Annotated in this window: 2 protein-coding genes; both read right to left on the minus strand. The window is 41.7% G+C overall.

Features of this window, described 5'->3' with window-relative positions:
- Window positions 1-274: 274 nt before the first annotated feature.
- Window positions 275-5,674, minus strand: coding sequence for a translocation/assembly module TamB domain-containing protein (locus V7K25_RS26580; protein ID WP_335162174.1), 5,400 nt, complete (start codon window positions 5,672-5,674; stop codon window positions 275-277).
- 627 nt (window positions 5,675-6,301) lie between these two features.
- Window positions 6,302-6,499 (minus strand): hypothetical protein, encoded by a 198-nt coding sequence (locus tag V7K25_RS26585; protein WP_335162176.1) that lies wholly within the window; start codon window positions 6,497-6,499, stop codon window positions 6,302-6,304.
- Between the last annotated feature and the right edge of the window lie 244 nt (window positions 6,500-6,743).

Below are 6,743 nucleotides of genomic sequence, written 5' to 3' on the forward strand. Positions count from 1 at the left end.
CTTATGGATTCAGAAACTTTAATAATTTTAGAGTAAGATGCTTATTAAATGGGCACTTTAATTATTAGTTTAGCATAACAAGTACTGAAGAACCAAAATCTTTTCCTAATATCCTAATGATAGTTGGATAACAATGTCCACGACGGCCTAATTAGCAGCGCTAAAAGCCGATAATGCCTCAGTGCTAATACTTAAAAATCTCACCATTTTTCGTAAGATTTGTTTAAGTATTAAAGAATGACATTTTGAAGGGCGGAATATGAACTGTATTTATCTAAAATCGGGTTTCATACTCAACTTGCAATAGATTTTCATCTCCTAAATTAGTTGAGCCTCTCATCAAAATTTCATCATTGAGTCGATAAAGCACGTTATAACGGAAAGACTCATTTGTAGATAAAGGCCGTGATAAAGAGGCAGAGAAATTTCTATTGATGTCAAACACACCCTCTGCTGATAAATTCAGAATTGAAGCTGTTGTTGTTTCATTACTAGTGGTTGGGGTGGGAAATATCCTAAATTCGCTGAAACCAACAGCCTGTCCGATCGCAGTAATAGTTCCTTGCAAACTACCTAAAATGGTAGAGCTAGCGAAATTAGTCAGCCCTTGTCCTGCATCTGCTTGTTGACCAAAAGAATTGAGAATCGAGCCACCCAGTAAAGCAACTATTTCTCCTTTACTACGGCTAGGTTCACTTGTCAACTCTAGATTGTCACCCAATTTACTAGCTGGGCCGTTGACCCTGGCTTGAACGGTAACGGTACGTAAAGTCCCGAAGTTGCTAGCAGAAACATCGCTGACTTCAGCAGACAATGGTGATTCCAAAGTTTGACTGTTCCTTGCTGATGTTTCCGGTACAATTGCGGTAAGTCGAACATCCAAAGTAGGGTCAAGTCCTTGACTTGGACTAAACCGCGCAGTTTGTTCGTAGCCGCGTGCCAAGGTAAACTCAGTCGAAAATAAGCTGAGTCGTCCTCCTGTCAAACGAATCACTCCTTCAGGAAGCGGCTTGGCTAATGTACCATTAATCGTCAAGCCACCTTTGGCATCAAAGCTCAATAGCGGCTGACTCAATGCGGCTCCTCCCGGTATAAAGCCGAGTGGTGACTGGGTGGTAACACGAATATTATCGTCTAAACTTAACTTTAAATCTGCAAACTGTATAGGTAAATTAGGTGGAGTTACTGCACTAGCGTTAGTATCTGCTGTAGTTACTGGGCTAGCATTACTCTCTGCTGTAGGTGTAAGATTACCAGCAGCATTATTCTCTGCTGTAGGTGTGAGATTAACTTTAACCTCTTCTCTATTTATGGCGTTAGCGTTAGTTTGAGCTGTAGCTGCTGATTTTGTCTTAGCAGTAGTATTTCCAATGATTACCTGACCATCACTCAGCTGAATATCTCCACCAATTACAGGTTTTAGTGCTGTTCCGCGAATTACAACATCACCGCCTACACCGCCTTGATACAATCCTGCAAGCTTAAAATTGAGTTTGTCTGCTATTGATACTGTCAGGGGATTCGCTAGGGCTTGCTGAGGAGCAAAAATTGGCAGGATACCTGATGCATTTATTTGCCCCTTATTGTAAGTGCCTTGGATACCTTGGACATTCACTGTATTGCCGTTAAATTGCGCTGTCCCTGTGACATTCGTTAGGGGTTCAGATAAGGCTTCAGCGCGAAAAGTTGCATTGTTGAGTGTGGCATTTCCGTTAATAATTGGTTCGTTTAAAGTACCCTTAACGTTTAAATCTACTTGTCCTTGACCATCTACCCAAGCGACTTGATTGTTGGTAAACACATTTAACAGTGCCAATCCTTCATTGTTAACGCTGGCGTTGATGCTGATTTGATTGCTATCTGGTTGCACTTTGGCAAAAGGCAAAGCAGCAGGTACGCTACCTGTAATTGCAACTGGTTGGGTTCCAGTCACTAACAAAGTACTGTCAAAATTCAAGCGAGCATTGTTGTAGTCAAAGTTCACCTGTCCTGTTTGCACAGGTTGCTTGTTGAGAGTTGCATTAGCCAGTGCCACTTTTCCTTGCACTCTCGGATCTTGTACACTACCTCCCAAGGTGGCATCAGCATTTACATTACCAGTGATATTTATCGGGTATTTTTCTATAAAAGGTTGTAAAAGCGATAGAGGCAGACTTGCTACATTCAACTTTCCAGATAGTTGCTCAGTTCCTAACTGTCCGGTAAAAGCCACCAGTCCTTGATTTATCCCGACACTCAAGGGCGAAAGTGTGACGACACCATCAGCAAAATTGCCTTGAGCAACGACTTGATTAATCGAGTATTCACCCCATTGCCAATTAGTACCTTGAAAATTAAAGCCAACATTTAACCCAGATTTTAACGAGCCATTAGCTGTAATTCCTCCGCTCAAAACACCCGTTAATTCTGCAAGGGTGGGTAAAGATGCGGCTTTTTTGGTTTCTTGTTGCTGTTGTTTTGCTATTGATGTTGCAATATTTGAGAAATATGCTAACTGGGTTTTCAAATCTGCATTGGGCAAACTGGCAGGCTTGGTATCAAGTACGTCTGCTCCAGCCAATTTTGGAGGCTGCAATCCGGTATTAAGGTCTTTAAAATCAAAGATATTAAACGCTTGTAATAGTCTCTCAATTTTGGCTTGGTCTAAATTAGCTTGGAATTGAAATTGCGGGTCATTGCCTGTTTTTACATTTCCACTGAGGGCGATGTTGCTATCTGCAATCCGCAATTGACCATTAGTCAAGCTAGCAGTACCATCAGCATAATTGATGCTGCCGCGAAATTCATCTGCTGCAACTCTGGCAACACGAGGCGCTGCGATCGCAACGTCTCCCGCAATGGCATAATTATTCAAATTAACAACTAAATTTCCCGATAGTTGCCCCGCCAAAGGTTTCAATTGATTGTTCGGTAAAAAGCCCCCAACCAAAGCTATCGGGAACTGTTGAGCGTTGATGAGTAAGTTCTCTCCCTCAGTTCTACCTGTGGTAACTGCGCCACCCCGCTTGACTAAAAATGAAGTTGGACGATAATCTGCACCTACGTTAAGGGCAATCCTATCTTGCTTCCCGGCTAATCGCAGACTTGCCCCTTGTCCGCCTTGAAAATTCACGTTTCCAGTTAAAAGTGGGTCAAATTTCAAGTTACTCACATTGAAATTCCGCAGCCGGATATTACCATTAGCTTGCGGTACATCTGGAGTACCTGTAACTTGCCCATTAAAATCAAGTAATCCTGCTAATGCTACGTCTCCAGGAACTTGAAAGCCTGTATTTTTTAAGTTGAAATTCTGCGCCAGTACGTTTAAATTAAATCCGGCAATTTTGGGTGCTACATTTGGTGGAGACTGAATAGCGATCGCACCATTAGCACTCAATCCTGGGGTACCTGCATTTTTAACTATAATCTGCTGCCCATTCCACTGAAATTGAGCCGTAAGCGGTTTTGCCAGCAGTGCTACCCCTTGGGAAAGGCGGATTTGCCCACCAGCGCGAATATCTGCAAGCTGAAAAGATTTTGTTGTGCCTGCTAACTGAATATTACTATTAAGCCGTCCTCGTAGTTGCGGTGAGAACCGATTGAGTTGAATTTGGGAAGCGTTGACAACTCCTTGCCAGCGTTCTTGTGCAAGCTGACCACTAGCCCTGATTGTCCCACCTGCGACGTTCAAAACCGCATCGGGGAAAACAATATTCTGTCCTTGTTTGGTAACAACAACTCGTCCGCTAGTGGGATAGGTGGCTTTCGGCGCTTGCACCCGCGCGACTGTTTGCAGACTATTCAGAGTACCAGAAATATTGGCATTTGCTGATACATTACCAATGGTGATGGAGGGTGAAGAGTTGTATGCTTTTGCGATCGCATCTCCTGGTAAATTTTGGGCTTGGACATTCAATGCCACCCTGCCTTGGGGTGAAAGCTGAAGTTGACCGCTAGCTGTTACTTGCCCTCCCACCTCTGGGTTTGCTTGAACGCTAGCAACATTTACGTTTAGTGGGCTACCTAGAGAACCAGAAACTTTAGCATTCGCAGATATACCACCAATGTTAAGCGGAGTCGATATACCATAACCTTGAGCGATCGCGTTTCCTGGTAAACCTTGAGCTTGAATACCTAAAGCTACTTCACCTTGAGGCGCTAGTTGAACTTGACCACTGGCGGTAATTCTTCCCCCTGTTGGCGGCGTTACTTGCACACTGGAAACATCAAGTTTCAATGGTTGTTTGCCAAGTGAACCAGAAACTTCTGCTTTTGCTGAAATATTGCCAACTGCGATCGGTAGAGCAACGCCGTAGCTACGCGCTAGTATATCCCCGGATACACCATCAACTTGAGCATTAAAGATTACATTATCTTTTGCTCCCATATTAGCTTGACCGCCTCCTGTGATTTGACCACCTGCTGCGGGGACTATTTTCAGATTGGAGACAGCAATTTGAGAAGCAGTTTGAGATACATTCAAGCGAAAGTCAGTATTGACGGCTGTGAAGAGAACGCGGTCAACTTGAATAGGTTTTGTATTGCTTAATGTACCGCTAACAACTGGTTGCTGTAATGCGCCGCCTACCTTAATATTTGCTTGAACTTCGCCACTAGCTGGGACTGACGAATTTACATTCAGCGTGTCTAAGATATTTTTTGCACTAACTGGTTTTATTTGAGCAGAGAGATTAAAACCTGTTTGGGTGTTAATTGTGCCATTAGCCACAATAGGAACTTTGCCAAAGTTTGTATTCAGATTTTCTAAAGAAACTGTCTGACCTTGAAATAGAAATCTGCCATTAAAATTAGAAACTTGCTGAGGAATCTTAGGAATTTTAGCAACGATTTGATTAGCTGTAGCTGTTCCTGTAACGGCTGTTTCTGACAGTTTCGGTGGAATCTGAACCCCTAAATCAGCTTCTATTCGCCCTGCTTGCAAGGCAATTGGTAACTCAATTAATCGACTTATATCAGATGCTTGTAAATTTTGCGTTTGCAGCTTGAGGTTAGTTTGTTGAGCTTTTGTTTGTGTTTCACCAGAGATTTTAACTGTGCCTCCCCTAGCGAGTTGACCATTAATGTCATAATCAATTCGTTGATTTTGATCAAAAAATCGGGCAATACCACCAAATTGATTTATTATTACTGACCCTTTCGGTCTAGTTGCCCCGGAGGCTGGCGATAACTCTACATTCCCATCTTGAATTTGAAGTGTCTCCAAGTCAGTTTGAATAGCACCTTTTCCTTCCCCAGCCTTGACTTGGGCTGTAATCCAGCGACCATCCTGATCCTGTTGGATGTAGACATTGGGTTGAACTAAGGTGACATTTAATTCTAATTTTCGGGTAAGGAGGAGTTGCAAAGGCGAGAACTGGACATCTAAGGCTTTTGCTACTACCTGATCTGGATCTGTGGAAGTTGCTGGTATTGATAGAGAGCTAAATCTTAGACTATTTAGCGAAAAACGTTCAACTTTCCCTAATTGTACTGGACGTCCAAGCAATTGTTCGAGATTTTGCTGTACTAATGGCGCTAAATCTTTATATATATAGCTTCTAGCCCACCAAGCACCGACTGCAATTCCAACCAGCAAAACGACACCGAGAGCCAAACTGGTACGTCCTAAAAGGAGGAGCCATAAACGACGATTAGGTGGTTTCTGGTTATTTTCTGATTTTGGAGAGTGCGTCATTATCGTTACAGTACTTTTATCTGGAATAAGCCAAGAGACAGGCTAGTAGCAGTTGTATCAGCCAGTTGCATGTGGCTTTTTAATATATTTTGAGTAGCTATTTTCCCAAAATTAGTTGTTCTCGCCTTTCAATTTGGGGATTTCATCTAGAGTAGGGTACTTAATTAGCACTTCCTCAATCTGAGCAGTAATTACGTTAATTCTCTGCTTCACCTTTTGAAAGTCTACAGTAATCCAAATAGCTGTCTGACAAATTTTGTTTCCTTTTTGTTAGCTAAACTACACGATTATATGTCTTTTCCCATAATATTTATCTTGCCATCAACTATCTTTTTGTATAAACAATTAATATCTTTAGATAGATTTTATTTGCTCAATACTATACATCAAAATTTAGGTAACAAATCATTGAAAATTAAACTACTATATGAAAATTCCTGTCAAAGAATTTTATCCAGTAATTCATCAAGTGAAATTTGATACTCCGGCTGTGCTATTAGACATTAACACGCCAGAAATATATCAGGAACTGCATAATCTTGGGTAACAACAGACTAATAACAAGATTCCCGACTTCTTAGAGAAGCCGGGAATCAGAGCATTTCGATTACTTTTTCGCAAACCCAATCAATCATCAGTTGGATCATCGATCATTTCCGGTACTAAAGCTGGGTTACTTTTACGTTCTTCTGGTGATTGCTCCCTAATAACATCGTCTATTCTCGCAGGGTGTTTGATTTTGTCCAGTACCTCTGGATCTAGTTGCAATGGATCGCCTTCTGGACTAGACTTTTCAGCTTGACTAGGAACTGTTTCCTTATTCATCACTATTTCCCTGAACTTATACGCCAAGCTTAAGTTCTTTTGTAGTCAGGTTCACACTATCTGGAGACTTAATTTCACACAGCAATAAGTAAAAAAAGCGATAGCCCCTTGTAGACCAAAGATGAGTCACTAAACTAAATAGCCTTTACTAGACATCTCCGAAAACTATCAAAGCTTTGCTGTGGCTAGCTTATAAGATGCACTCTGCTTGCATCAAAAACTAGCTAGTCAATACGATAAAATA

It is taken from the genome of Nostoc sp., assembly GCF_036919495.1.
Classification (GTDB): domain Bacteria; phylum Cyanobacteriota; class Cyanobacteriia; order Cyanobacteriales; family Nostocaceae; genus Nostoc.